The sequence below is a fragment of the Mesorhizobium sp. HAY1-8B genome, assembly GCF_056868045.1.
In genome coordinates this window covers 1,527,730-1,552,715 of record NZ_CP200321.1, presented here as the reverse complement: position 1 = coordinate 1,552,715, position 24,986 = coordinate 1,527,730, and the positions used below count along the sequence as shown (strand labels likewise).

The following is a 24,986-nucleotide window of genomic DNA, read 5'->3' as shown; positions in this document are numbered from 1 at the left end:
CCATGGCCGAAATTCGCGTCCAGCACCTGAGAAAGGCCTTTGGCGATTTCGTCGCCGTGCAGGATTCCAACTTCGTCGTCGAGGATGGCGAGTTCTTCGTCATGCTTGGGCCATCGGGCTGCGGCAAAACGACGACCTTGCGCATGATTGCAGGGTTGGAACTGCCGACTGGCGGCCAGATCCTCCTCGGCGGCGACGACGTCACCATGCTGCGGGCACGCGAGCGCGACATCGCCTTCGTCTTCCAGCTGTTCGCGCTCTATCCGCACATGAATGTGCGCAAGAACATCGGCTTTCCGCTGCTGGCACAAGGCATGCCGTCGGCCGAAATTCGCAGCCGCGTCGAGGAGACGGCAAAGCTCCTGCGCATCGACCATCTGCTCAACAAATCCGTCTCCGGCCTTGCCGGCGGCGACCGCCAGCGCGTGGCGCTCGGCCGCGCCATCGTGCGGCGGCCGAAGTGCTTCCTGATGGACGAGCCGCTCGGCACGCTCGACACGGAATTCCGCGACCTGATGGTCCATGAATTGCGCGAACTGCACAACCGCATCCACGCCACCACGGTGTATGTCACGCATGACCAGATGGAGGCGATGTCGATGGCCGACAAGATCGCCGTCATGAACCACGGCGTCATCGAGCAGTTCGGCAGTCCGCGCGAAATCTACGATCGACCGGCAACCATGTTCGTCGCCGACTTCATCGGCTCGCCGCCGATGAATTTTCTGGGCTTCGGCGGCGGGCTCGCCAAGGGCGCCAAGGAAATCGTCGTCCAGGGTGCGAAGGTCACGGTACCGGAAGTACGCGAGGACATCGCGCCAGCCGACATGGCGCTCGGCATCCGGCCTGAACACATCCGCTTCGACGATGCCTCGAAACTGCGCGGCGCCATCTACGGCACCGAATATCTCGGCACCACCCAGATCGTCGCGGTGGAGACGGCGGACGGCATCATCAAGGCGCGCGTGCCAGCCGAGATACGGCTCAATGCCGGCGATCATGTCGGCCTGACGCTCAACAGCGCGCGGCTGTCACTGTTCGACAAGGGATCGGGCCGCGCGGTGCGAACCGCGGTCCACGACACCGCCTCTCAAGGGAGAGCGCAGCATGGCTGACGTGCACATCAAGAACGTGACCAAGAGCTTTGGCGAGCATGTCGCCGTCGACGGTCTCGACCTGCACATCGCCGATGGGGAATTCGTCGTGCTGCTCGGACCGACCGGGGCCGGCAAGACGACGACGCTGCGGCTGATCGCCGGGCTGGAGCGGCCGGACAGCGGCACGATCGAGATCGGCGGCCACAATGCGACGACGCTGTCGCCGGCCGAGCGCGACACCGCCTTCGTGTTCCAGCAATATTCGCTGTACCCACATCTGTCGGTGTTCGACAATCTCGCCTTCCCGCTGCGTTCACCGGCACGCAAAATACCGGAAGACCAGATCCGCCGGCGGGTCGAGGAGGTGGCGAAGATGGTGCGCATCCATCACAAGCTCCCCAACCGCTCGACCAAGCTGTCGGGCGGCGAAATGCAGCGCGTCGCCATAGGCCGCGCGCTGGTGCGCAAGCCGGCCATCTATCTGATGGACGAACCGCTGTCGTCGCTCGACGCCAAGCTGCGGGCGGATCTCAGGCTCGAGCTGAAGCGCATCCAGTCCGAGCTCGGCGCCACCATGCTCTATGTCACGCACGATCAGATCGAGGCGATGACCATGGCCGACCGCATCGGCATCCTCGCCGACGGCGTTCTGGTGCAGATCGGCACGCCAAGGACGATCTATTCGGAGCCCGCGAACCTGCATGTCGCGGCAAGGCTCGGCCAGCCGGCGATCAATCTTCTGCCGACCGGCTTGCTGCCCGATGGCGGCGCTCCGGCGGGCACCAAGACGATCGGCGCGCGCACCGAACATCTGACGATCGAAAAGGCCATGAATGGCCATGCCGACGGCGTCGTCGACTGGGTCGAGCATCTCGGCGACCAGAACCATCTGCATGTGACGGTGGGGCCAAAGAAACTGGTGACGCTGACCGACCCGGACACCGATCTGGCGCAAGGCGACAAGGTTATGATCCGCTATCGCTCGCCGCTCTATTTCGGCGCCGACGGACAACGGTTGATGTGAAAGGGGTCCGGCGCTCCCATTGAGGGTTCACGCCGCCTCTGATTGACGATCGCGAATACGGGACGAATTCGATGAAGCACTTTTTAAACCGCAGGGAAACGATCGTCACCGAGGCGCTGGACGGCCTGTTGCGGACCATTGGCTCAGGCGATCTCGCGCGCCTCGACGGCTATCCCGAGATCAAGGTCGTGCTGCGCGCCGACTGGGACAAGGCGAAGGTCAGCGTCGTTTCCGGTGGCGGCGCCGGGCACGAGCCCTCGCATGCCGGGTTCGTCGGTAAGGGCATGCTGACGGCGGCGGTTTCGGGCGAGATCTTTGCCTCGCCAAGCGTCGAAGCGGTGCTGGCGGCCATCCGCGCCGTCACCGGCCCGGCCGGCTGCCTGCTGATCGTCAAGAACTACACCGGCGACCGCCTCAATTTCGGCCTGGCGGCCGAGAAGGCGCGCGCCGAAGGTTTTGCCGTCGAGATGGTGATCGTTGCCGACGACATCGCTTTGCCCGACATCGCCCAGCCGCGCGGTGTCGCCGGCACCTTGTTCGTGCACAAGATCGCGGGACATTTGTCGGAGACCGGCCGTGATCTGGCAGAGATCGCGGCAGCGGCGCGGGCCGCTGCGAAGGACATTGTTTCGCTCGGCATGTCGTTGTCGTCCTGCTCGATTCCCGGCCAACCGCACGAGGACAGGTTCGGCGAAAATGATGGCGAGCTTGGCCTTGGCATCCATGGCGAGCCCGGCGTCGAGCGCATCGCGGTGCAAAGCGCGGACCGGCTGGTGGCGATCATGGCCGAGCGCCTGGCGGCGCGGCCCGATCCGAAGGCAAGCCATGCCTTGCTGATCAACAATCTCGGCGCGGTGCCGCCGCTCGAAATGTCGCTGGTTGCCAATGCGGTTCTGGCCTCGCCGCTGGCCAAGACCGTCAAGCTGGCAATCGGTCCTGGCCCGCTGATGACGGCGCTCAACATGAACGGCTTCTCGCTGTCGCTGATCCGGCTGGATGCCGCGCGAGAAGAAGCCCTGCTGGCGCCGGTCGGCCCGTACGCCTGGATGCCAGCAAAGCTGGTCGCAGCACCTGCCATTGTGCCCATGGCGAAGGCAGTCCGACAAAGTACGGCCCACAAGGCCAGCCAGAATGCCGGCACCAGGCGCCTGATCGTCACCGTCTGCGACAGACTGATTTCGCTCGAAGCGACGTTGAACGGACTCGACGCCAAGGCGGGCGACGGTGACACCGGCTCGACGGTGGCGACCGGCGCGCGCAGCATTCTTGAACGGCTCGACGCGCTGCCGCTGGCCAACCCCGCGGCGACCCTTGGCGCCGTCGGCGACACGCTGAGCGCATCGATGGGCGGCTCCAGCGGGGTGCTGCTGTCGATCTTCTTCACGGCGGCGGCGCAGGCGCTGGACGGCGGCGCCAGCCTGCCCAAGGCGCTGCTCGCCGGACTTGAGCGAATGACCTTCTATGGCGGCGCCAAACCGGGCGACCGTACCATGGTCGATGCGCTGGAGCCGGCGCTCAAGGCGCTCGACAGCAACGGCCCTGGCGAAGCAGCGATCGCGGCCCGGCGCGGAGCCGAGGCGACGGCCGCCATGGAGAAGGCAAAAGCTGGACGCTCCGCCTATGTCGGCACCAAATTGCAGGGCGTGGTCGACCCCGGCGCCTATGCTGTGGCCGAGGTTTTCGCAGCCGTCGCCGCGCTGCTCGTCACGGCCTGACACATGCACCAGTTGTCGAATGACCGTTCTTTCGCTACTGCCGGCAAGGTGAAAACCGGGACTTTGGACAACATGACGGCGTTGAACCTTGCCGGGCTGATCGCGGCCGCCGCGGATACGATTGCCGCGCACGCCGAGGAATTGACGGCGCTCGACCAGGCAATCGGCGACGGCGACCATGGGCTGAACATGAAGCGCGGCTTCGAGGCCGTGCGGGCCGAGGCTGACGTGTTCGCCGCGAAGCCCTTGCCCGAGGCCCTGAAGGCGATCGGCACCAAGCTGGTGATGACGGTTGGCGGTGCCTCCGGCCCGCTGTTCGGCACACTGTTCATGGCGCTGGGCAAGGAGATTGCGGCGGAGCCCGATCGTGCCAATTTGACGGCTGCCTTCGGCAAGGCGATCGAAGCGGTGGCCGCGCGTGGCAAGTCGCAAGTCGGCCAGAAGACGATGCTCGATGTACTGCAGCCGGTGCATGACGCCTTGGCGGGAGGCAAGACGGCGGCGCAAATCGCCGACGTCGCCGACGCCGCCGCCGAAGCGACCGTGCCGATGAAGGCGCTACGCGGCCGCGCCTCGTTCCTTGGCGATCGCTCGATCGGCCATATGGATGCTGGCGCGCGCTCGACCGCGCTGCTGGTGCGCATGTTGGGGCAAGCGATCGGGGAAAGCGCATGAGCAATGTCGGGATCGTGATCGTGTCGCATTCGCCGCTGGTCGCGGAGGGCACGGCCGACATGGTACGCCAGATGGTGGGCGACGAAGTGCCGCTTGCATGGTGCGGCGGAAACGGCCATGGCGGGCTTGGCACCAGTGTCGAGGCGATCATGGGTGCCATCGACAAGGCCTGGTCGGAGGCCGGTGTCGCCATCCTGGTCGATCTCGGCGGAGCCGAGACCAATTCGGAAATGGCGGTGGAGATGATCGGCGAGCCGCGTGCGCAGAAGATCGCCGTCTGCAACGCGCCGATCGTCGAGGGCGCGGTGATGGCGGCGACCGAATCCTCCGGCGGCGCCTCGCTGAAGGAAGTGGTGGCGACGGCGCACGAATTGTCGCCGTCGTGAGTGAACGGGATCTCTGAAAATGTCCGCAGCCGCCGAAGCGACCGTCCTGATTACCCACGATGTGGGCCTGCATGCGCGTCCCTCGGTGAAGTTCACCAAGCTGGCCAAGACGTTTGCCGCCGACGTGGAAATCGCGCTTGCCGCCAACGGCCCATGGTTCGACGCCAAGAGCATCGTCAAGGTGATGGCGGCCAAGGCGCCGAAGGGCACGGTGTTGCACATCAGGGCCAGCGGCAGCGGCGCCGATGATGCCGTGCGCGCGCTGATCGAACTGGTGCAGCGCGATTTCGACGAGGACGCCGGTCATGTCCGGTCGGCCTGACGCCGGCGCGCGCCTTCGCCGGCCTGCAAGGAATGCGGGCCATGCGGATTGAGGGGGTTCCGGCCTCGGCCGGCTATGCCGAAGGGCCGTTGTTCGACCTCGACCGGCCGCCGGCCATCTATGCAGGCAAAGCCACATCAGCCGAAGAGAAGACGTCGCTGGAAGTCGCGATCGGCAAGGCGGTAAGCCGGCTTGCGATAATAGTCGAAACCGCCGACAGCGACGCCGCCGGCATACTCGAATTCCACATCGCCATGCTGGAGGACGATGCACTGAGCGGACCCGCCTTCGCTTCGATCGCGTCCGGACGGACCGCCGACGCGGCATGGCGGGAGGCGCTCGACGCCGAAATCGCCGGCTACGAGGCCTCCGACCAGGATTATTTCCGCGCCCGCGCCACGGACCTGCGCGATATCAGGGACCAGGTGCTGCGCGCGCTGACCGAGGACGGTGGCGCTACTGCGCCTACCGGTGCCATCCTGTGCGGCGAGGACATCGCGCCGACACGTTTTCTCGAAACCGACTGGAGCCATGGCGGCGGCATCGCGCTGAAGGCGGGCAGCACCGCCAGCCATGTCGCCATGTTGGCGCGCTCGCGTGGCGTGCCGATGGTGGTGGGGCTGCGCGAACCGCTTGCCGGTCTTGCCGGCATGGCGCTGCTTGACGCCGAACACGGCAATATCGTTCTGGCGCCGTCGACGGCGGAGATCGGATCGTTCCGGCGGTCGTCCTCTTCCTTCGCGGCCCGACAAGGCAAGGCGAGGACTTTTCTGGCGCGGCCGGCAGCGACAAGAGCCGGCACGGCGGTGCGGGTGCAGGTCAACATCGCCGCCCCGTCCGATGTCGACGCCATAGATGTCACGACCTGCGACGGTGTCGGGCTGATGCGCACCGAATTCCTGTTCGGCAGGATATTGCCGGATGAGGAGACGCAGTATCGTGCCTACCGCAAGGTGCTTGAGTGGGCTGGCGACAAGCCCGTGACGATCCGTACTGTCGATGCCGGCGGCGACAAGCCGGTGCCGGGCTTCACCGTCGAGGAAGGCAATCCATTCCTCGGGCTGCGCGGGATCAGACTGTCGCTGGCGCGGCTTGACATTTTTCGCGTGCAGATCAGGGCATTGCTGCGCGCCGCGCCACACGGCAATCTCAGGGTCATGTTTCCGATGATCGCCATCGCCGATGAGTATGAGCGCGCAGCCGCCCTGTTCGCGGAGGAACAGGCAGCCCTTGCCGGGCGTGGTGTCGCGCACAAGATGCCGCCGCTCGGCATCATGGTCGAAGTGCCTTCAGTCGCCATCGCGCCGGAAGCATTCGCCGGCGTCGCCTTCTTCTCGATCGGCTCCAACGACCTGACGCAATATGTGATGGCGGCAGCGCGGGACAACGCTACTGTTGCCCACCTCAATTCAGTTCGCCATCCCGCGGTGCTGCGGCTGATCGGCTCGGTCACTGCCTTTGGACGGGAGAGCGGCATTCCCGTCAGCCTGTGCGGCGATGCCGGCGGCGATCCGGACGCGATCCCGTCGCTGCTCGAAGCAGGCTTGCGCGATCTTTCCGTCGCGCCGGCGCAACTCGCCATGGCCAAGGCGGCCATTTCAGATGTTTCGGTGTAGGCGCGGCTGGCATGGTCGACATCAAACCCGAACCCGGTTCCGAAGAGGCGATCCGCGCCTACAAGACGATCCTGTCGCAGGTCATCGACCAGCGCCCGTCCGGCATGCGGCAACGCCTTGCCGACGCGCTCGGCAAGCACCGCAGTTTCGTGACGCAGATTTCCAGCCCGGCCTATACGGTTCCGATTCCGTCGAAGCATTTGCCGGCTATTTTTTCCGTCTGCCATTTCAGCCCGGCCGAGCGGGATCAGTTCCTCGCCGCCTACCATCAGGCGCATCCGGGAAAAATGTCGATCGCGGCAGGCATGCGCAAAACCCGGCACGTTTCGCTTGTCGTTCCCGATTTCGGTGACGACAAGCAGAATGCGGCGCTCGACCGGGCCATCAACGAATTCATCCAGAAGATCACCAGCATCGCCGGCAAGGGTGGCGGCTGACCATTTCTTGCCGGGCTGTTTGGGAGGATGCCATGAAGAAATTTATAAACGCGGTGGACACGGTGCTGACCGAGAGCCTCGACGGTTTCGTGGCCGCCCATGCCGATATACTGGTGCTTGGCGAGGAGCACAAATTCGTCCGCCGCAGGACCTTGCGGCCGGGCAAGGTGGCGCTGATCTCCGGCGGCGGCTCGGGCCACGAGCCGCTGCATGGCGGTTTTGTCGGCCATGGCATGCTGGACGCCGCCTGCCCCGGCCAGGTGTTCACCTCGCCGACGCCGGACCAGATGCTGGCGGCGGCGCAGGCCGTCGACACCGGCGCCGGCTGCCTGTTCATCGTCAAGAACTACGAGGGCGATGTGATGAACTTCGACATGGCCGCCGAAATGTCGGAAGGCGTCCTGCAGGTGGTGACCAATGACGACGTCGCCGTCGAGAATTCATCCTATACGACCGGCCGGCGTGGCGTCGCCGGCACGCTGGTGGTGGAAAAGATCGTCGGCGCGGCGGCCGAGCATGGCCTCGCCCTGCCCGTGCTGAAGACGCTGGGCGAGCGCGTCAACGCAGCCACCCGTTCGATGGGTGTGGCTCTGACCAGCGGCACCGTGCCGGCCGCGGGCAAACCGACATTCGACATCGGCGACGGCGAAATGGAATTCGGCGTCGGCATCCATGGCGAACCCGGCCGTCGCCGCGACAGATTGAAAGGCGCCGATGCGATCGCCGAGGAAATCTGCACCGCGATCCTGGGCGATCTTGGTGACAGAGCGACAGGCCCGGCGCTGCTGTTCGTCAACGGCTTCGGCGGCACGCCGCTGATGGAGCTCTATCTGATGTATAACAGCGCCCGCCGGATTTTCGAGAAGCGCGGCGTGACGGTAACCCGCTCGCTGGTCGGTACCTATGTCACCTCGCTCGACATGGCCGGATGCTCGATCACGCTGACCATGCTCGATGAAGAGATGATCGGCTGGTGGGACGCGCCTGTCCACACGGCAGCATTGCGCTGGGGCATGTAGGACTGGCTTCCACAGCGCTTTTCTGCAACCGTCCTGGACATCCCCCTGGCGATAAGATTTGTCTGGCTTGATGCTGCCATCCCTGACCTCCGCCGAAGAAAGACTGCTGCTGCGCTTCGCCGATCCGGAGGCGGCGGCAGTCGAGGACAATTTGTCGGCAAAGTCTCTGTCCGCGCTGCTCGACAATGCCGAATTCCACGGCATCCTGCCGATCATGCTGCGCAAGCTCAGGGAGCGCGGCGATGCACGCCTGCCGCCGGATACCGGCTTGCGGGACAAACTCGACGATTTGCGCGACAAGGCGACGATCGCCACCGGCCAGTCGATGCTGCTGCAATATCATGGCGACCGCATCATGAAGGAGATGGCGGCACAGGGCATTCCGGCGCGGATCGTCAAGGGACCGGTCTTCGCGCGAAGGCTTTATCGCAACGTGTCGGACAGGCCGTTCACCGACATCGACATCCTCGTCGAACCCGTCAACCTTGCGCGGGCAAACCAGGTGATCGCGGCATGCGGCTTCGAACTCGGCAGCAATGAGGCCGAATCCTACCAGCTGCAGGAGTTCAAATGGCTGGAAAAGGAGAATTCCAGCCTGCTGGTCGAACTGCATGGCGACCTGGTGCATGACACCGGCATGCGGCGGCGCCTGTCGCTGGGGTTTCGCGAACTGGGCGTCATCGACGGAGATGTGAGGGACACGCCGGCCGCGCTTTTGACCATCGCCATCGTGCACGCCGCCGGCGGCCACAAATTCCACCGGCTGCAGCTTTGCGTCGACGTGCTGCAAGGGGTGCGGGCGCTGCAATCAGCGGAATCGGAAAGACGCCTGCTCGATGCGGCCCGGATGACCGGCATCGAGCTCGAACTGGCCATCGTGCTCAATGTCACTGGCCAGTTGTTCGGCGAGGGTCGCGCGCTTGAGCTCGCCGGTCGGATCAAGCCCGATCTGTCGATAAGGCTGGCCAAGCGGCTGATCACGACGAACACGCTGCTCAGGGTCAATTCCCGGGAGAAAATCGGCTCGCGTTTGCGGCGCGATGCCTTCCGCTGGATCCAGCGGCTGGCCAAGGCCAGGCCATACGCCGCTTGAACTTGCCGTCAACCCGGTGATGTCAAAGTGGCGCTTATCAGCGCCGCCGCGTCGGCCGGGCGTGCGCCCACTTCCAGGGTGAATGTCGGCACCGACGAAACCAACTTGCCGATCGTCGCCAGCCGGCGCTTCTGCGACGGCAGCAGGCCAGTCATGCCGGTGCGGACATTGTCCATCGCCAACGCCACCATCGCGTCGGTCCGGGCCATGGGCACGAGCCGGGTCTCACGGTCGGCGGAGCGCGCCAGGTGCAGCAGGGCCGCCACCGGCCGGGCAATCGGGCTTTCGATCCGTACGATCTCGCTCAACCGCTGCAGCGAGACGGCCTGTTCGCCGTTGCGGTCCCACGACGGACCAAGGCAAGGCGCAACCTGCGGGATCATCTCGGCGGTCTTCTGGTGGATCTTGACGTGGCGCGGCAGACCCCAGGCCAAGGGCTTCTCCAAAGCCAGATCCAGGATCATGGCGTCGTCGGAGCAGAGACCAAAGCCTTGCGTTGCCAGCGCCAGCGACGTCGTGGTCTTGCCGGTGCCGCTTGGGGCATGGATCAGCACGATGGTGTCGCGGCCCGGCAGTGTCAGGCCGGCCGTGTGCAGCATATGCTGGCCACCGGCGTCGAGTGCCGCGTCCAACACCAGCATCGATGGCGTCCAGGCTGCTTTCGCACCAGGGCGAACCCGAAGTTTCGCCCACCCTTCCTCGTCATTAATGGCAACGGCCTGGCGCCCGGGAAAGATGAGATGGATGGTGCCGCCCTCAGCGACCATCCGGCAGTAGCCGTCCTCCGGTATCTCACCATCGAAGACGAGCGATCCGCCGGGCTGCTCGTCGAGAACGTCCGCCTCGGTGATATCGAGACGAAAGCCCGGCGCGGTATCACCGGTGATTCGCAGGATGCCCAGCATCCTGTCGAAATCCTGCCAAAGCTCGGGGCGTTCGGCCGATATGCCGAAGACCTGGCCGTTGAGGTCGTAGCATGCTGAAGGCCTGGTCAAGCGGGGCGCACCTTTGAGGCATCGGCATGGTGGCGATAGATCTCCACCATGCCGGGAAGGCTGTCACTGACCACCGGCCTGCCGTCGAGGCAGACCCAGCAATGCGCAGAGACGCGCGGCGTCTGCAGTGACTTCGGATCGACGCCGAAACGCAGCTCCGGATCGAAGCCGGCGAGGCGCAGGAAGCGATGGCCGAGCAGGCCTTCCCGCAGGCATCTGCGGTCGCGCATCAGCCAGGGATGGCGGACAGTGCGATTGACGCGAGCGACGATGTAGGCAGCTGGCAGGCCGCGATAGGGGGTCGAGGAGGCAAGCGGGGCCCATTTCAGCACGTCCTCGAAGCTGCGCCCGGCAATGAGCGACGGCATCAGTCGCGCGCTTGTCCAGAGATGGCAGCGAAACAGGGCACGCAGGAGCGGACTGTCAGCCATCAGGCGGTACCTCTAGCCATCAAGCATTTGGGGCGGCGAGGATACCTTCCGAGACCAGATCGCTGGCCAATGCCGCCATGTCCTCATCGAGCGTATCCTTGTCGACCTCGAACTCCTCGCAAAGCAGGCCGACGATCTGATCGAGGCTGCGCGCGCCATCCACCTTGTCGAGAAAGGCTTCGGTCGTGCCGTTACAGGTATAGAGCTGGCCGCTGCGCGCCAGAAGCACGACGGCACCGTCGCCGACATGCTGGACCGAGGCGTCGTCCGCCAGCCGCAAAACCGTTCCAGAGACAATTTCCATCACCAACCCCAACAAGCCCTGCCAGAACCCGAAAATGAGATAGCGCGGCGGTGCGGCGCTGTCTATCGGCCGGCCGGGAGAGATAGCCGATGCGGCTTTGCGGTGCGACGGATTCCTGCCGATCGCAGAAGCGCCATCACCCGTTCCTAACCGAAAATCGTCCCAGAAATAGTCGTCGCCGTGACGCCACAGGCAAGTGCGTTGACCGATGGGACCGTTGCTTTTCTTCCCTTAAGTAAGGTAAAGACTCCACGGGTTTTGGGGAGATAGCGTATGCGTTACAACTGGGAGCGGGCTCCGACGACTTTCGAACGTCATCGAAAAGCCCTAGCGGCGGCGATTTTGATCTTCGGCGGCGTAGGCCTCATGCTTGTGGCCCTGCCGATCTAGTACAATCGAATTTTGTCCAATGAATACCGTTCGTTAGACGGCTATCGGACCGGCTCCTCAGCATGCCTGCCCCGTCACGGCAACGAAACGGCGGTCGCGGCCTTCGAGGCCCTGGCTGAAGCGCTGCACCAGCACGCCGGTCATCAGCGCGAATACCGGTTTTGCCATGATCGGCAATGGAAGGCGCATTGTTCGGATCCTCCCCCGCGAAGGCTCCACTTCACGACACAGCGCACCAGGGGTCAAGACGAGACCGGCTCAGACGAAAATCAGGGAAGACAGCGCCGGAAAAAACAGCATAGGCTGTTTGCAAAGACGGCAAATGGTTCCCTGGGGAGGTTACGGATGGCTTCACGCTATCATGAGGTCTATGACGGCTGGAAACGCGAGCCGGAGGAATTCTGGGCGGACGCGGCCGGCGCCATCGACTGGTATTCGCCCTGGGACAAGGTGTTCGATGCCACCGCCGGCGTCTATGGCCGCTGGTTTACCGGCGCGACCTGCAACACCTGCTACAATGCCATCGACCGGCATGTCGCCGGCGGACGCGCCGACCAGATCGCGCTGATCTACGACAGCGCCATTACCGGAACGGTCAAAAAATTCACCTATGCCGAGCTGAAACGTGAAGTGGTGGCGCTGACCTCGGTGCTGAAGAACCGGGGCGTCGGCAAGGGCGACCGCGTCATCATCTACATGCCGATGGTGGCGGAGGCGGCCATCGCCATGCTCGCCTGCGCCCGTATCGGGGCCGTGCATTCGGTGGTCTTCGGCGGCTTTGCCTCGCATGAGCTTGCCACCCGCATCGACGACGCCAGGCCAAAGCTGATCATCTCGGCCTCCTGCGGCCTGGAGCCAGGCCGCATCGTTGCCTACAAGCCTCTGCTCGACAGAGCGATCGAGATGTCCCGCCACAAGCCGGACGCTTGCCTGATCCTGCAGCGCGACCAGCTGCGCTGCGATTTGAAGGACCATTTCGACATCGACTATGCCGATGCCGTCGCGCGCGAGCGGGCCGCAGGCGCCAATGTCGACTGCGTGCCGGTGCTCGCCACCGATCCGCTCTACATCATCTACACGTCGGGCACGACCGGACAGCCGAAGGGCATCGTGCGCGACAATGGCGGCCACATGGTCGCGCTGAAATGGACGATGGAGAACGAGTTCGGCGTCAAGCCGGGCGAAGTGTTCTGGGCGGCGTCGGATGTCGGCTGGGTGGTCGGCCATTCCTACATCGTCTACGCACCGCTGCTGCATGGCTGCACCAGCATCCTGTTCGAAGGCAAGCCGATCGGCACGCCGGATGCCGGCACCTACTGGCGGGTCATCTCGGATCATGGCGTCGTCGCGCTGTTCACCGCGCCGACGGCCTTCCGCGCCATCAAGGGGCAGGACCCCAAAGGCGAATTCGTTCCCAAATACGACCTGTCGAAATTCCGCACGCTTTTCCTCGCCGGCGAGCGCGCCGACCCCGAAACCATCAAATGGGCGGAGCAGAAGCTGAATGTGCCGGTGGTCGACCATTGGTGGCAGACGGAGACCGGCTCGCCGATGACGATCAACCCCGCCGGACTTGGCCTGTTGCCGGTGAAATACGGCTCACCTGGCGTGCCTATGCCCGGCTACGACATCCGCGTGCTTGACGATGCCGGCCACGAGGTGCCGCGCGGGACGCTCGGCAATGTCGTGGTCAAGCTGCCGCTGCCCGCCGGCTGCCTGCCGACGCTGTGGAACGCGGATGCCCGCTTCCGCCAGGCCTATCTCGATGAGTTCCCCGGTTTCTACAAGACAGCCGATGCCGGCATGATGGACGAGGACGGTTACCTCTACGTGATGGCCCGCACCGACGACATCATCAATGTCGCCGGCCACCGGCTGTCGACCGGCGCGATGGAAGAGGTGCTGGCCGCCCATCCCGATGTCGCCGAATGCGCTGTCGTCGGCATCGCCGATGCGATGAAGGGCCAAATTCCGCTCGGCTTCGTGGTGCTGAACGCCGGTGTGGCGCGCGACGGCGGCGCCATCGAAAAGGAGGTCGTCGCCCTGGTGCGCGAGCGTATCGGCCCGGTCGCCGCCTTCAAGACCGTGGTGACAATCAAGCGCCTGCCCAAGACCCGGTCGGGAAAGATCCTGCGCGGCACCATGCAGAAGATCGCCGACAAGGAAGAGTGGGCGATGCCGGCGACCATCGACGACCCTGCCATCCTGGACGAGATCACCGCTGCCCTGAAGGCGCGCGGGATCGGGGTTTGAGGCCGACACGGCGAGCGGTTTCGCGCCGCCCTTCCCTTGCCGGTCGACCTGTCTTGACCGGCAAGCAATACTTTTATTGTGCAATGCAGCAAGCCACCCTACAGTGACGGGTGGGGGGCCATCCAGCGGTGCGGTATGGCTCAACAGAAAATTACGTTCGGCGGCGTCGACATCCTGCGGTTTCTCGCCGCCGTGCTGGTCATGATCTACCACTATGGCTTCTGGGTGTGGGCCTATCCTGGTGGCATTTCGGCGCAGGCCACGGGCGGCGTGCCGGCGCAGCCAACCATAGGAGCCTGGGTCGGGTCCGGCTGGGTCGGCGTTGAGATCTTTTTCGTCATCAGCGGCTTTGTCATCGCTTTCAGCGCCGAGAAATCGACGCCGCTGCGGTTTTTCGAGGCAAGGTTCAAAAGGCTGGCGCCGGCGGTCTGGATCTGCGCGCCGATCACCGCCGTGCTTTTGCTGCTCATCGGCCTGAGTTGGCCAACCGATGCGGTGGTCAGGCTCGTCCGCACCGGCCTCTTCGCGCCCTATGGCTCCTGGGTGGACAGTGTCTACTGGACGCTCGGCATCGAGATCGCCTTCTACGCCATCGTTTGGATCCTGCTGCGGCTCGGCCGCTTCCATCTCATGGAAATGGTCGCCATCGCCATCGGCCTGATCAGTACGCTGTTCTGGTGCCTCTATTATCTCTTTGACTGGTCCGACTTCGCCGAGACACGCTGGCTGCAGCTTACCCTGGTGCACCATGGCTGTTTCTTCGCGGTCGGCGTGTTGCTCTGGCTGATGCGGTTCAAGGCGCTGACGCCTTCCCGCCTTGGCTTCTGCCTGTTGTTCCTCGGCGGCGGCGTGCTGCAGATCGCCAGTTCGGTCGACGTCCACAGCATCAAGGTCAATGCCGTGATGCCCTATGCGCCGCCAATCCTGATCTTTCTCGTCGCTATCGCCTTGATGGCATGGTCGTTGCGGCTCAACCTCGGCTGGAGCGGCTGGCGCCGGATCGGCCTGATGACCTATCCGCTCTACCTGATCCACGATGTCGTCGGCGCGGCAATGCTTGGGGCGATGGTCCGTTCCGGTGCGCCTTATCTCCCGTCGATGGCGATCGTCGGCGCGGCCATGATCGCGGCAAGCTGGCTGGTGGCGACCGAGGCCGAGCCGCGTATCCGGCTGCTGCTCGACCACACCGTTTTCCGCTACCGGCTCAAGGCTGCCTAGACGCCAGCCGATCTATCTCTTTGTTCTGGTGCAGCTCGGGGCGGAAAACCGCCTCGCCCCTGTCCTGGAATTGCGCCGTGGCGTGAACCATGCCGGCATCAGGCCGGGCGTCGACCTCGCGGCGCAGGACGACCGTGACCTGCTCCATATCCGTTCGGATTTCTTCGACGCGGCGCATCTGCTCGACCGCTGGGTGGTGCATGGAGACACGCCGGTGGGCATCCCGAGACTTGAGGGACGCAGGCTGGGCATCGACACCGCCGCCTTCCAGAGCGGCCGCCTGACGGCGGTCAGGATCGCCGACAAGCAGGGCCGGCTGATCTTCTCCTGATCAGACGCGGCGGCTCTAAATCAAAGAGATAGAGCATGATGTCGTCCGCTCTGGCAATTCCAGGAAAAGTGTGAACGGTCTTCCCGGGAAAAGCGTGTAGCGCTTTCCCTTGGAAATTGCGTCAAAACAAAGAGTTAGGGCGGTTCGCCGTTTTCGCGAAACGACGAGATGCCCTAGACCGGTGCCTTGCTGCGGACTTCCGACTTGTCGAGATAGTAGGTCGAATATTTGTCGAAGAATTTCTCCGACGCCCCGAACGATCCATATTTGGCGAGCTTCTTCAGATCGACCTTGTTCAGCACCACCCCGACGATCTTGTTGGCGACATAGGGTTCGGATTCCAGCATCGACCGCACCATGGCGCGCGGCGTGCGGCCCCATTCGGTGACGAGCACGAAGCCGTCGACGAGCGGCGCGAAGGCCTTGGCGTCGACCACCGGCCCAAGCGGCGGCAGATCGACGACGATGTATTCGAACGTCTCCTTGGCATTCTCGATGAAGCGCCGCATTCCGGCCGAGGAAAGCAGTTCGCTGGTGTGCGAGAAGTGCCCGCGCGACACGGCCGGGATGATGGCGAGCTTGGTCTGCCTGTCGATCTTGCCGACGGATTGCCATGTCTGGCCGCTCACCACCGCCTCCATCAGGCCTTGCTCGGCCTCCATGCCAAGGCTGCGGCTTAGACCGGGATTGCGCAAGTCGCCGTCGATGAGCAGCGTCCTGGCGCCGTTGGCGGCAAGCAGCCCGGCGAGATTGGCCGCCACCGTCGACTTGCCCTCGCCGGGAAGCACGGAGATGACGCCGATGACGCGGCTGCCTTGTCCCTCCATCACGACATCGAAGGCGATCTTGGCGCTGCGCAGCGTTTCGGCAAACATCGATGCCGGAGCGTCGATGCTCACCCTCATTCGCGCCCGCCTTTCAATGGCGGCCGGCGATCTGGCTGCCTTGGCATCCGGCTGAGCCTCGGCCGGCTTGTCGTCCTTGGCGGGTTTGCTGCCGATGGTCGGCAGGTAGCCGAGGAATTTGAGACCGACGCGGTCGCGCACCTCGTCACCGGTCCGGAAAAACCGCTCGTTGAATTCGTTGAGGGCGCCGAAGCCGGCCCCCATCAGCACACCGAGCACGAGCGAGAGCCCGAGCACGACAATGGTACGCGGGCTCGAGGCGGAGAGCGGCGTCGAGGCGTCCGAGATGATGCGGATCTTGCCGACCGGGAAGGATTGCTGCTGCGCGGCTTCCTCGTAGCGGCCGAGGAACGTCTGGTAGAGGGTCGTGAGCGCAGTCGCCTTCTGGTCGAGGTCGCGCAACTGGACCTGCGACTGGTTGTCGATGGAGCTCTTGCCCTGTGCGGCGGCGACATTGGCCCTGAGCGCGGTCTCGCGCGCCAGCGCCACCTCATATTCGTTGCGATAGCTTTCAGTGAGCTGCTTCAGTTCGCCAAAAATCTGCGCCGATATGTCGGCCTTTTCCTTGGCAAGCGCGACGGCCTGCGGATGTTCGGCACCGAAATTCGCCTCGACGTCCTGCTGCCGCTTGGCGACGGTGAGGTAGCGGGTCTTGAGCGCCGAAATGACCGAGCTGCTCGGCTGGTCGGCCGATATGGCCGCGTCCTTGAAGGCGTTGTCGGAGCCACTATCGACAATCGACTTGTACTGCTGGTAGCGGGCGCTGGCGCGAGCCGTGTCGGCCTGCGCCACGATCAGCTGGGCGTTGAGATCGGCAAGCTGCTTGTCGCTCATCAGCTGGCCATCGCTGTTGGCGGACAGGCCGTGCTCGGCCCTGAATTTCTCGACCGCGAGCGATGCCTGCTGCGAGCTCTCGCGCAGTTCCGTCAGCCGGCCCTGCAGCCAGACCGCCGCGCGCTCGGTGGCGTCGAAGCTGGCGTCGAGCTGATCTGCGAGGTAGGCGTCGGCATAGGCCTTGGTGATCGCGGTCGCGAGTCCCGGATCCGTCGCCTGATAGCCAAGCGCGATGACATAGCTTCGCCCGACACGCTCCGCCCGGATTTCGTTCTGCAGCTTGAGGATCGCGTAGTCACGGCGCGACGTGGCAATCAGCGCATCGCGGGCAGCCGGGTCGAGTTTGCTGATGTCACCAAGGCCCGGCATGGCCGGGCTGGGGCGGACATACTGGATCAGGCCGCGGATCAGGCCGACGCCCCTGGCAAGCGCCGACTGCGGCGGGTTCATGAAGGCATCGTTCTGGTCGAGCTTGAGCTTGTCGACGACCACCGCGGCAAGCCGCGTCGAGGTCAGTATCTCGATCTGGCTCAAAATGGCGGAATCGGTCTGCATGGTGGTCGACGCCGCCGAAATGTCGTCGACGATCTTGTTCAGACCCTCATCGATCAGCACACTTGAAACCGACACAAATTTGGGTGGCGTGGTCTGCAGATAGAGCATGCCCAGGAAAAGACCGATGGCGGCGCAAACGGCAACCACCTTGGCCTGCCGCGCAGCCATGCCAAGCAGACGCTCGATATCGATGAAGTCTTCGCCGTCTCCTGCATCCGAATTCGGCAATGGCATCCTCTTGTCGAGAGGAAAGTTGGCATAGTTCATCGTCGGTCCAATCCCAGAGCCTGTTGCGTCCCGATCATCGGGCTGAGGCTCTATCTCTTTGTTTGGGCGCAATCTTTTCCGAAAACCGGGACTGACTTTCCGGGATCGTGCCTTGGCTTGCAGTTGCCTCGACGGCCGGGAGCATTGCCGTGGGCAACGCAAGCCTCATGCCAACCAGCGAGGAACCTGCCGGCCCCTCGCCAACAGTCATGTGACAATGCTCCCGAAAAATGGGCATTATGCGGCTTCTTCCTGGCGTTCATGCGACCGGACGAACTCCTGAAGCATCTCGAAGACCGGACCCTTCATGTCGTTGCGCGCCAGCGCGAAGGCGATGTTGGCCTGGATGAACCCTTCCTTGGACCCGCAGTCGAACATGCGCCCCAGGAAAGGCTGGGCAAAGAACGGCTGGTTCTTCGACAGGCGGACCATGGCGTCGGTCAGCTGGATCTCGTTGCCGGCACCACGTTGCTGATCGCCCAGCAGCGCGAAGATCTCGGGCTGCAGGATGTAGCGGCCGTTGATGTAGAAGTTCGACGGCGCGTTGGCCGGGGCCGGCTTCTCGACCATGGCCGTGACCTCGAAACCGCCGCCGATATCGGCGCCGCGGCCGACAATGCCGTATTTGTTGGTTTCGCTCGGATCGCAGCGCTCGACGGCGATCACATTGCCGCCCGTCTCGGCGTAGAGATCGGTGATCTCGGCCAGGCAGCCGCGCCCGCCGAAGGAGACCATGTCGGGCAGAAGCAGGGCGAAAGGCTCGTTGCCGATGACTTCGCGGGCGCACCAGACGGCGTGGCCGAGGCCTTGCGGCGACTGCTGGCGGATGAAGGACGTGGCACCAGCCACAGGCAGCATGCTTTCTAGCGCCTCCAGCTGGGTCTTCTTGCCGGTCTGCTCCAGGGTGCCGATCAATTCCGGATGCAGGTCGAAATAGTCCTCGATGACGGCCTTGTTGCGGCCGGTCACGAACACGATGTGCTCGATGCCGGCTTCGAAGGCCTCGTCCACCGCATATTGCACGACAGGCCTGTCGACCACGGGAAGCATTTCCTTCGGCATCGACTTGGTCGCCGGCAGGAACCGTGTTCCAAGCCCCGCCACCGGTATCACGGCCTTCCTGATTTTCTTCATCGCAAATTCCTTCTGAGGAGATCGACTGCAGTCCATTCACAGGCCACGAAAAATCCCTCCATGTGCCTGCATCTTCACCTCCCCGCCCCCACGGCAAACTGTGCCGCTACTCGTCGCAACCGCACGGCGATCGGCATGCCCATATGCCTGACCGCCGCCGGGTCGCTGAGCGCCGTCCGGATCGCCTTGAGCGGGGACCGCGCCTTGATATGCTGGACCATCGCCAGGAAGGAGGCCGCCTTGCGCAGGCTACGGCCGCGCCGGGCAAAGGCCGCCTGAGCTGCCTCGTCCATCCGATGAGTTTGAGCGAATACGGCGTCCGCCTTGCGCATCGCTTCAACATGATGAAGTTCGAGCACACGCGAGATGGAGCCGCTGCGAATGTGATAGGCGTAGCCGATATCGGGCTCGACCACGCATCTGCCGCCCTTGGCCAGGGCTTCGGCAAACAGGATATAGTCCTCGCCGATCCTCAGTTTCTCGTCATAGCGAAGCCGGTTCTCGTCCAGGAACCGGCGCTGGAAGATCGGCTTGAGGTAGCCGAGGTTGAACTTCGATTCGAAGACGATGTTGCCGGCGATGTAGGTGGCCAGCGAAATCTCGCGCAAACCTTCCAGATACTGCCGCGGGAACATCGCATCCTCGACCACACCGTCCTCGCGGATGACCTGGAGATTGTCGACGGCGATCTGGGCATCGGCTTTTTCGGCGCGGTTGATCATGGCGGCGAGACGGCCGGGAAAGACGGCGTCGTCGGAATCGAGAACCGCGATCCACCTGCCGCGGGCGACGTCGAGGCCGGCATTCCTGGCGCCGCCGGGGCCGCGATTCCTGGCGAGCGCAACGACGCGCACGATGTCCCCGGGATAGGCCCGCGCCACATCGAGCGTGGCATCGCGCGACTGGTCGTCGACGACGATGATCTCCACCGTGACATCCTTCTGCGCGATGGCGCTGGCGATCGCCCTGTCGAGCGTCGCCTCGGCATTGTAGGCCGCGATCACAACGGAAACGTCGGGGGCTGAGACATCGGGGGACGGGGAAACGTCAGGCTGCACGCTTGCCCCCTTCCCCCGGCGAGGGTTGGCCATAGAGGCGGATTTCGCGGACGCCGACAAGACCGCTGACGACACCGACATGCATGATGCCGCGCAACACGCTGCGGTTCCTGCGTACCGGGCTGGCGACGACGGGAAGTGCCGCAGCGAAACAATAGGCCGCCTTTGCCGCGGCCAGGCCGACATGCTTGATCAGCCCGATGCCGCGCGCATTGCCGCCCAGGAGGTGACCATGCGTCTGACCGACGCGAAAACGGCGCCGGCCAAGCCAGTCGAACGCGGCCCTGGCACGCGGCACCACCTCGTCCACCCAGGCGTCTTGAGAGAAGGCGATGCGGCCGCCTGCCGTGACCATCTGATCGAAGAACTCGGTGTCCTCGCCGCCGGTCTGGCCGCGCGCCAGGCTGAAGCGGCGGCCGCGCAAGCTGTCCGATCCCATACGCAGCAGGACATTGCAGGTGTAGCCGGTGCGGATTTCGCCGCGCACCCAGACGGGCAAGGTCGAATGGAAATCGCCACGCCGCATCCATTCGGGCGCATCCGGACGGTAGAGCGCGCGCACCGGGCCGAGCACGGCTGTTGCGCCGCTGTCCTCAGCCGTCGCGACCAGTTCGGCCAGCCAACGGGGCGAAGCAGTCTCGTCATCGTCGATGAAGGCGAGGAAATCCGCCTCGCTGGCATCCAGGCAAGCATTGCGGGCGACCGAGATGTTGCGCGCCGGAGCGTGCCGGTAGCGGATCGGCAATTTCAAATCCCGCGCCAGCGCCGTCACCAGGGCCTGCGCGCTTGGCGTGTCGTCATTGTCGGCAACGATGACGCTGACATCAAACCCTGCCGGCATTTCCATGGCGGCGAGCGAGCGGAGCGTATCGGCTAGCTCCGGCCGCCTGAACGTGCACACGCCGATGTCGATGCCGCGGTTCTTGGCCTGAACCGCCATCACGCCACCCCGCGTCGCGCGCCAAGGCCGAGAAGCTGCAGCCAGAAGCCGACGGACCAGCCGAAATGCATGACCATCGCCGAGACGCCGGCGAGCGCGATGTCGGCATTGCGCTGGCGGATGGCCGTCACCAGACCGTAGCCCAGGCAAACCGCCGCCCAGACCAGCAAGGGCACAGCCGCGATCCAATGCACGAAGGAGAAGGCAGCCAGGAGAACCACCGGAAAGACCGCCAGCGGCACCATCTGCCGGACCTTCGGAATGACGCGGTGCTTCAGCACATTCTTGGCGCGGCCACGCCCATAACCGAGATACTGGAAATAGAGACCTTTGAGCGACCCGCGCGGGTAATAGACCATATGCGTCTTGCCGCTCATCCAGATCTTGTAGCCGGCTTGCCGCAGCCGATAGTCGAGTTCGGCATCCTCATTGTGGCTGAACGTCTCGTCATAGCCGCCGACAGCGCCGAAGGCTGAAATCCTCATCAGCGCGTGATGGCCATGGTCGACCCACTCTCCGGCGGAGAGGTGACGATGCTTGGAGCCACCGGTGCCGAGTTTCGAATTCTGCGCCGCCGCAACCGATTTCTGTACCGCGCCGCTGCCGCTGGTCAGCATCGAAACCACGACCGAATCCGCACCCGTGGCCAGCGCTTCCTCAAGCAGCCGGTCACAATAATCGTCGGGATAGCCGCCATGCGCGTCGATGCGGATCAGATAGTCCGCGCCCTCACCGAAAGTGCCGATGGCGAGATTGATCGCCGCGCTCTGGATGCGGCGCTTGTTGTGAAGCAGGATGACGCGCGAATCCTTCGCGGCGATCTGCTCGACAATGGCCAGCGTGCCATCGGTGCTGCCGCCATCGGCGATGATGATCCTGGCGCCCAGCCTTTGAGCCGCGGGCCGCAATTGATCAAGCAGCGTGCCGATATGGGTTGCCTCGTTCAGGCAGGGGATCACGATCAGGCTGGAGGGAAGCGCTTGCGTCATCAGGCGATGTCCATTCTATGCCATGGCTTCGGCCGCGAGGGGCTCGCGCACGGTGGTCAGGCGGCGCAATTTTTCGACCAGCGCCCTGCAGTCGCTGCGATCGTAGCTCCACGTCCTGGGATTATGGGCAAGCACGCGCGCCTTCAGCCTGCCGAAGCGGTGCTCTTCCATCTTGCCAAGCGCGGCCTCGAGCGCCTGGAAAGTCGGCTGGGGCAGGAGAATGCCGATATCCTGCTGGCTGAGGAACCGTCCCGTTTCCGTATGGCCCATCGAGATCGGCACCGCCCCGAAGCGACAGCCCTCATAGAGGCGGTTGGGCAGCAGCCATTCCGAATTCTGGCCCTCTTCGAAGAAATCGATCGCCCAGGCGAAATGGACGTCCTGGTAGATCGCCGCCATGTCCTCAGGGTTGCGGTAGGGTCCGCGAAACCACAGATAAGGCTCGGCATCGACGAAGTCATGGAAATCCGGGAATTCCGAGAGCGCCGGACGGCCGCGCAGCACGACCTCGAAACGTCCATCCATGCGGCGCGTGAAATCGGCCAGCAGCCTGAGCGAGCGGCGACAGCGCAGCGCCCCGAACCAGCCGATCCGCCATGGCGGAGCGACAGGCCCCTCCACCGCCTCGCCTGTGCCCGGCAGGATCGCCGCCGCTTCGAAATACTTGTTCTCGACCAGTTCGACGGGGGCGGCGACCTGTCGGAAAGGTTTGAAATAGTTGGCGATGAAGGCGGGCGAACTGGTCACCAGGAGCTTCACGTCGCGCGCCAGATGGCGTTCGGTGGCGCGCAACGCCTTGCCGAGGACATCGTCGCGGAGCACCAGGCGGTGGATATCGAGGCATTCATAGACAATCGGCACCTTTGCACCGAAGGCCGACCCGGCGCGACGGGCAAGCGCCAGCATTTCCAGATTGCGCGCTATGATGAGATCGGGCCGCGGCGTGCCGCTCAGCTTCGCCCGAAGCGAAACCGTCGCTTTTGCCACCGCCGCAAGGCGTTGGGCGAATCGGCCGTCGCGCGTCGCGCCAAGGTCGATCGGCAGCAATCCTTCGATATCGGCAATCGGGGTGGCGGTGCGGCGGAAGCCCGCCAGGGTGACCTGGGCGCCACCTGTCCTGAGCATTGTGATCCGCCGGCGAACCGCCGGATCGGAGACATCGTGCACCAGGTACAAGACATGCAGCATGAAAACTCGACCGCTGTTTGACCCACCCAGGGGGAACCTAGTACAGCTCTTGCTGCATCGCAACATTTTTGGTGCAGTGTAGCAAAATTGGTCACCTCTACCGCGCCGCACAAACATATCGCCTGCGGTCCACAAACTCTTGAGAATGACCCCGCAGTTGCGCCGCGCAAAAGCAATATGGCCCGCTGCGCAAGCAATTTCGGGCAGTTTCACCCATCTTGCGGCAACAAGGCGATCTCACCGGACGAGTCGCGAAGCCCCAGCGACGGAGATGATGGTTAATCAATTCCTAAATAATGTATTGCAGTGCAACAAAAAATGATGTTGAATTCTTGCCAGGGAAGTTGGGTTTTGGAAGTTGGCTAGGGGATCCGCGCCTGCATTGTGTTGCAGCGCGGTATATGATTGCAGCGCTGCTGCAGCTTTGGAATAGCCTGCGAATACCCCCTGATGCCACTGTGTCGATACGGGTGGTGCTGTATGAGCAAGGCTCTTCGTATTGCCGTCTATGACGACAAGTATCCGACCAGCTTCGTTACACCGCGAACATCCAGGCATACGATCTTGCGACAGCGATTTCTGCCGCTGAACCTGGTCTCGTCGAAGCTGGAAGGTGTGACGCTGATCGAACCTGCCCTGTCTGTCGACATGGTGCATGCGTTCAACCGGATACCGGTCAATTCCTCCAAATACATCATGTCGTTCGAATCCCATTTGCCCCGGCAATTCGCTCTTCGCAAACGTGGGCTGGTGGCGCGCTACCTGATGTGGCGGATCACCAACCCCAGTTGCCGCCGCATCATCGCCTTGTCGCATTTTGCCCGCAGAAGTCTGCTTGCCCAGCACTCCGACCATCCAGAACTGGACCTGCTGACGAAAAAACTGCTGGTCCGCCACCCGAACATCGTGGTGCCGGCAACGAAAGACGCGATGGCGCAAGACGTTGCCGAGGAGTTGGTGCTGACATTTATCGGCGCCCACTTTGGCCGCAAGGGCGGATGCGTGGCGGTCAAGATCGCGGAAAAGGCAGTCGAGCAAGATCTGCCAATTCGAATGAACATCGTGTCCAGTCTGCAGGTTGGCGGCCATATATGGACGGATCCGACGAGCCCGGGCTTCTTCGACCCCTACATCAAGCTGCTCGAACTGCCGAACGTCCGGCATCACGGTGTGTTGCCAAACCAGGAGGTACGACAATTGCTGCGCAACTCGCATTTCGGCGTCCTCGCCACCTTTGGAGACACTTTCGGTTACTCGGCGCTGGAATCGATGTCCGAGCACACGCCGGTTCTTGGAACGAAGGTCTGCGCCTTACCGGAATTCCTGGAGGATGGCGTCAACGGGATCTCATTGCCTGTGGAGCTCGACGATACCGGCGACTGGTCCAGCCCGGGATACGACGCGCGCGGGGAGGCGAAATACGCACGGTATTTCCGCGATGAGGTCGAACGGCTCGCCAGCCTGGCCATCGAACGGCTGAAGCCGTATATCGGGCAACCGGCCTTGATGGCGCCGCTGCGACGCGAAGCCCGCAGGACCGCGGAGGTCATGTTCGCGGCAGAGCCGGCAGGCGCGTTCTTTGATGCGCTCTACGATCGTGTCGCAGCGGAAAAGGCCCGCCAACCGGCACAAATCGATCCCGCCCTCGACGTTTCGTCTCCCCAGTCCCTGCCGCTTGAACCCCTTGAGCCCGTGTCATTGCCGTTTGCCCCTGACCCGCAGAATGCAACGGGGCAAGTTCACCGCATTCCGACAGCCTCCGCGGCCTGAGCACCACCGCGAGCATTGCAACAGAGGCTCTTTTTGCCTG

The 24,986-nt window shown here is 63.9% G+C and carries 24 protein-coding genes; 14 read left to right on the top strand and 10 right to left on the bottom strand.

From position 1 onward, the window contains the following. The first annotated feature begins 2 nt into the window (after positions 1–2). The 10 genes from AC1VON_RS07630 to AC1VON_RS07585 all read left to right on the top strand — a co-directional run bounded on the left by AC1VON_RS07630 (position 3) and on the right by AC1VON_RS07585 (position 9,384). A complete protein-coding gene (locus tag AC1VON_RS07630; protein WP_483121306.1) occupies positions 3–1,115 on the top strand; it encodes an ABC transporter ATP-binding protein in 1,113 nt (370 codons plus the stop codon). Beyond that, complete coding sequence (locus tag AC1VON_RS07625; RefSeq protein WP_483121304.1) at positions 1,108–2,121, top strand: ABC transporter ATP-binding protein; 1,014 nt, start codon at positions 1,108–1,110, stop codon at positions 2,119–2,121. Before AC1VON_RS07630 ends, AC1VON_RS07625 begins: the two co-directional genes overlap by 8 nt. 71 nt (positions 2,122–2,192) lie before the next feature. After that, positions 2,193–3,836: a dihydroxyacetone kinase subunit DhaK gene (locus tag AC1VON_RS07620; RefSeq protein WP_483121302.1), complete on the top strand. Its 1,644-nt coding sequence runs from the start codon at positions 2,193–2,195 to the stop codon at positions 3,834–3,836. A gap of 72 nt (positions 3,837–3,908) precedes the next feature. Next, positions 3,909–4,511 (top strand): dihydroxyacetone kinase subunit DhaL, encoded by a 603-nt coding sequence (gene dhaL, locus AC1VON_RS07615; RefSeq protein WP_483121300.1) that lies wholly within the window; start codon positions 3,909–3,911, stop codon positions 4,509–4,511. Next, a complete protein-coding gene (gene dhaM / locus AC1VON_RS07610) occupies positions 4,508–4,897 on the top strand; it encodes a dihydroxyacetone kinase phosphoryl donor subunit DhaM (RefSeq protein ID WP_172347217.1) in 390 nt (129 codons plus the stop codon). The genes dhaL and dhaM overlap by 4 nt, the downstream gene beginning before the upstream one ends. Before the next feature lie 19 nt (positions 4,898–4,916). Continuing rightward, positions 4,917–5,219, top strand: coding sequence for an HPr family phosphocarrier protein (locus AC1VON_RS07605; protein ID WP_140769963.1), 303 nt, complete (start codon positions 4,917–4,919; stop codon positions 5,217–5,219). A gap of 41 nt (positions 5,220–5,260) precedes the next feature. After that, a complete protein-coding gene (gene ptsP / locus AC1VON_RS07600; protein WP_483121298.1) occupies positions 5,261–6,835 on the top strand; it encodes a phosphoenolpyruvate--protein phosphotransferase in 1,575 nt (524 codons plus the stop codon). Between the two features lie 11 nt (positions 6,836–6,846). Next, positions 6,847–7,272 carry a hypothetical protein gene (locus AC1VON_RS07595; RefSeq protein WP_172347219.1) on the top strand — a complete coding sequence of 142 codons (426 nt, stop codon included), beginning with the start codon at positions 6,847–6,849 and terminating at the stop codon, positions 7,270–7,272. 32 nt (positions 7,273–7,304) lie between these two features. Next, entirely contained in the window at positions 7,305–8,291 is a 987-nt protein-coding gene (dhaK, locus tag AC1VON_RS07590) for a dihydroxyacetone kinase subunit DhaK (protein WP_483121296.1), read from the top strand. A gap of 70 nt (positions 8,292–8,361) precedes the next feature. Then, on the top strand, positions 8,362–9,384 hold the full coding sequence (locus AC1VON_RS07585; RefSeq protein WP_483126286.1) for a nucleotidyltransferase family protein: 1,023 nt from the start codon (positions 8,362–8,364) through the stop codon (positions 9,382–9,384). 8 nt (positions 9,385–9,392) lie between these two features. Here AC1VON_RS07585 and AC1VON_RS07580 read toward each other — a convergent pair whose 3' ends face one another. The 4 genes from AC1VON_RS07580 to AC1VON_RS07565 all read right to left on the bottom strand — a co-directional run bounded on the left by AC1VON_RS07580 (position 9,393) and on the right by AC1VON_RS07565 (position 11,693). Next, the gene (locus tag AC1VON_RS07580; protein WP_483121294.1) at positions 9,393–10,379 is read right to left on the bottom strand and encodes a serine kinase; all 987 of its coding nucleotides are present in this window, start codon (positions 10,377–10,379) and stop codon (positions 9,393–9,395) included. After that, entirely contained in the window at positions 10,376–10,810 is a 435-nt protein-coding gene (locus tag AC1VON_RS07575) for a lasso peptide biosynthesis B2 protein (RefSeq protein ID WP_483121292.1), read from the bottom strand. Before AC1VON_RS07575 ends, AC1VON_RS07580 begins: the two co-directional genes overlap by 4 nt. A 19-nt stretch (positions 10,811–10,829) precedes the next feature. Next, positions 10,830–11,114 (bottom strand): PqqD family protein, encoded by a 285-nt coding sequence (locus tag AC1VON_RS07570; protein WP_483121290.1) that lies wholly within the window; start codon positions 11,112–11,114, stop codon positions 10,830–10,832. A gap of 447 nt (positions 11,115–11,561) precedes the next feature. After that, entirely contained in the window at positions 11,562–11,693 is a 132-nt protein-coding gene (locus AC1VON_RS07565) for a hypothetical protein (protein ID WP_483121289.1), read from the bottom strand. A gap of 156 nt (positions 11,694–11,849) precedes the next feature. Here AC1VON_RS07565 and AC1VON_RS07560 point away from each other — a divergent pair, with 156 nt between their 5' ends. The 3 genes from AC1VON_RS07560 (at position 11,850) to AC1VON_RS07550 (ending at position 15,306) form a co-directional block, all read left to right on the top strand. Further along, positions 11,850–13,757 carry a propionyl-CoA synthetase gene (locus AC1VON_RS07560; protein WP_483121288.1) on the top strand — a complete coding sequence of 636 codons (1,908 nt, stop codon included), beginning with the start codon at positions 11,850–11,852 and terminating at the stop codon, positions 13,755–13,757. Between the two features lie 135 nt (positions 13,758–13,892). Further along, complete coding sequence (locus AC1VON_RS07555) at positions 13,893–14,975, top strand: acyltransferase family protein (RefSeq protein WP_483121286.1); 1,083 nt, start codon at positions 13,893–13,895, stop codon at positions 14,973–14,975. An 82-nt stretch (positions 14,976–15,057) separates the two neighbouring features. Continuing rightward, positions 15,058–15,306 (top strand): hypothetical protein, encoded by a 249-nt coding sequence (locus AC1VON_RS07550; RefSeq protein WP_483121284.1) that lies wholly within the window; start codon positions 15,058–15,060, stop codon positions 15,304–15,306. 173 nt (positions 15,307–15,479) lie between these two features. Here AC1VON_RS07550 and AC1VON_RS07545 read toward each other — a convergent pair whose 3' ends face one another. The 6 genes from AC1VON_RS07545 to AC1VON_RS07520 all read right to left on the bottom strand — a co-directional run bounded on the left by AC1VON_RS07545 (position 15,480) and on the right by AC1VON_RS07520 (position 23,176). Continuing rightward, the gene (locus AC1VON_RS07545) at positions 15,480–17,867 is read right to left on the bottom strand and encodes a polysaccharide biosynthesis tyrosine autokinase (RefSeq protein WP_483121282.1); all 2,388 of its coding nucleotides are present in this window, start codon (positions 17,865–17,867) and stop codon (positions 15,480–15,482) included. Between the two features lie 237 nt (positions 17,868–18,104). Next, positions 18,105–19,001 (bottom strand): UTP--glucose-1-phosphate uridylyltransferase, encoded by an 897-nt coding sequence (locus AC1VON_RS07540; RefSeq protein WP_172347227.1) that lies wholly within the window; start codon positions 18,999–19,001, stop codon positions 18,105–18,107. Positions 19,002–19,075: 74 nt separating this feature from the next. Next, positions 19,076–20,059, bottom strand: coding sequence for a glycosyltransferase family 2 protein (locus tag AC1VON_RS07535; protein WP_483121280.1), 984 nt, complete (start codon positions 20,057–20,059; stop codon positions 19,076–19,078). Further along, entirely contained in the window at positions 20,049–20,999 is a 951-nt protein-coding gene (locus AC1VON_RS07530) for a glycosyltransferase family 2 protein (RefSeq protein ID WP_483121278.1), read from the bottom strand. The genes AC1VON_RS07535 and AC1VON_RS07530 overlap by 11 nt, the downstream gene beginning before the upstream one ends. Beyond that, on the bottom strand, positions 20,999–21,988 hold the full coding sequence (locus tag AC1VON_RS07525; RefSeq protein ID WP_172347230.1) for a glycosyltransferase family 2 protein: 990 nt from the start codon (positions 21,986–21,988) through the stop codon (positions 20,999–21,001). The genes AC1VON_RS07530 and AC1VON_RS07525 overlap by 1 nt, the downstream gene beginning before the upstream one ends. A gap of 15 nt (positions 21,989–22,003) precedes the next feature. Next, positions 22,004–23,176 carry a glycosyl transferase family 1 gene (locus AC1VON_RS07520; protein WP_483121277.1) on the bottom strand — a complete coding sequence of 391 codons (1,173 nt, stop codon included), beginning with the start codon at positions 23,174–23,176 and terminating at the stop codon, positions 22,004–22,006. Positions 23,177–23,656: 480 nt separating this feature from the next. Here AC1VON_RS07520 and AC1VON_RS07515 point away from each other — a divergent pair, with 480 nt between their 5' ends. Further along, on the top strand, positions 23,657–24,946 hold the full coding sequence (locus AC1VON_RS07515) for a glycosyltransferase family 4 protein (RefSeq protein ID WP_483121275.1): 1,290 nt from the start codon (positions 23,657–23,659) through the stop codon (positions 24,944–24,946). Positions 24,947–24,986 lie beyond the last annotated feature (40 nt).